This window comes from Aurantimonas sp. DM33-3 (genome assembly GCF_014334315.1).
Lineage (GTDB): Bacteria > Pseudomonadota > Alphaproteobacteria > Rhizobiales > Rhizobiaceae > Aurantimonas > Aurantimonas coralicida.
On sequence record NZ_JACSGS010000043.1, the window covers coordinates 1 to 1,951 of the forward strand.

1 protein-coding gene is annotated in these 1,951 nt (G+C 60.0%); it reads left to right on the forward strand.

Annotated features, from left to right (window positions below; all coding sequences use genetic code 11):
• Positions 1–726: 726 nt before the first annotated feature.
• Entirely contained in the window at positions 727–1,698 is a 972-nt protein-coding gene (locus tag H9Q09_RS22265) for a nucleoside recognition domain-containing protein (protein WP_187392889.1), read from the forward strand.
• Positions 1,699–1,951 lie beyond the last annotated feature (253 nt).

The following is a 1,951-nucleotide window of genomic DNA, read 5'->3' on the forward strand; positions in this document are numbered from 1 at the left end:
ACCGCAGGTCCTGCAATGGCCGGCTTCGCCATCCGGACCAGCTTCGCCGGCCACGCCAGCCTTGGCGCAAAGGCCGCTCATGAACTAAGATTTGCCTTGGACCACCCGGTGGGGGCCGACCAGTGAATGATCGGTGGGGACATGACGTGGGAGATCGCGTTCTTTGCAACGTGGCCGAGATAATCGCTTCGTCCATTCGCTCCGAGGATTTAGCAGCCCGGTACGGTGGCGAGGAGATCGCTGTCCTCCTCCCAGACGCTACGGCAGATGATGCACTGACGATTTCGGAGCGCATTCGACTAGCTGTGCAAGCTAATATCTATCGAATGCATCGGGATGAAATCAGCGTTACTGTCAGCATAGGGGTCGCGGGTCAAATTGGAGGCAACGTAGACTTCTCTGAGCTTTTCTCGGCGGCTGATCGCGGCCTCTACGACGCGAAAGGCCGCGGAAGGAATCGGTGCGTGACCGGGCAGTTTGGCGCATATCGGCATCCGCGTTCGGGAGCGAAGGGTTATCTCGGGGATCCTGTTGCCGCATGGCTACCCCAGAGCTAGCTCGGAGACGGGCGCGAGCTCCCACTACGCAAATGTTGTACAGAACTGCTGAACTGCCCTTTCCTTGCCAAGCCCCGGCCTTTTGTGCATGCCTCCGGGCTCAGGCGTAGATGCTGCTATTCCTCATCGTATACGTAGTGCCTGAGGCTCTACAGCGAGGGGATCCTTAATGCCGCTTCTGAACCGGATGTTTCGCAAAACGCGAGAGACACTTGCCATCTATTGGGTGCTCGCGCGGATCGTGGCGCCGATCACGATCCTTACCGAGATGCTGTCGCGGATGGGGGTGATCGAGGCCATCGCACCCGCATTCGGCCCGGTGATGCACGTGTTCGGCCTGCCTCCGGAACTGGGTCTTGCCTGGTTGAGCGGGCTTCTGATCGGGATCTGGGGAGCGATTCCATTGATCTACGTGCTGGTGCCGGCCGCCGATCTGAGCGTCGGCGACATTACCGTCTTCTCGGCCCTTCTGTTGTTTGCCCATGGCCTGCCCATCGAGCAGAAGATCATCCAGAAGGCCGGGCCCGCGCTGATCGTCACGACGGTCCTCCGCCTCCTTGGTGGTGCCCTCTACGCCTTCCTGCTGCACCGCTTGGTCGTGGCGACCGGCTGGTTAGCGTCGCCGGTAAATCCTGCCTGGATACCGATGAACGTCGAGCCGGGCTGGGGGGACTTCCTTCTTGGCCTGTTGGAGACGATGGCCACGATGCTTGTCATCTTCCTGGCTCTGTCCTGGATGCTGGATATGCTGAAGGCCACCGGGCTACTGGACCTGATGATGCGGGGACTGGCCCCCCTCCTGCGGCTCGCCGGGATACGCGGGGAGGCGGGAGAGTTCACGGCGGTCGGCCTGCTCCTCGGGATCTCCTATGGCGGCGGCCTGCTGATCCGCGAGGCGCGATCGGGTGCGATCTCCCCGCGCCAGATATTTCTCGCCTGCGTCTTCATGGGCTTTGCCCATGGCGTCATTGAAGACACGCTAGTCGTCGTCGCGCTCGGTGCTGATCCAATGGGCGTCCTCGTCGGCCGCTTGCTCTTTGCTGTGGCGGCGACGGCTGCAATTTCGGTCCTGACGGCAGTCATCTCGGAAAGGAGCTTCGCGAAATGGGCTTTCCGTCATTCAGCGTCGCAGGTCGGTTGAAGACGTCAGCCTCACTATGCGATCTGAGAATGTGGCTCGATTATTCCATCTCCCCAATTTGGGTTATGCGGCAATGGCAAAAGCGCGGTTAACTTTACACAGGGGCTTCGCAACGTTTTTTATTGATGTTATACCCGCCTGCGCTTGATCTGACTCAGCTGTGATTTTCCTGTCCTGGGCGTTCGTGATTCCCTGTCTGGCGAAGGGAGGGAAAGAGCGATGGCCGTAAGAATCAACGAGGACCTGTCGGCTG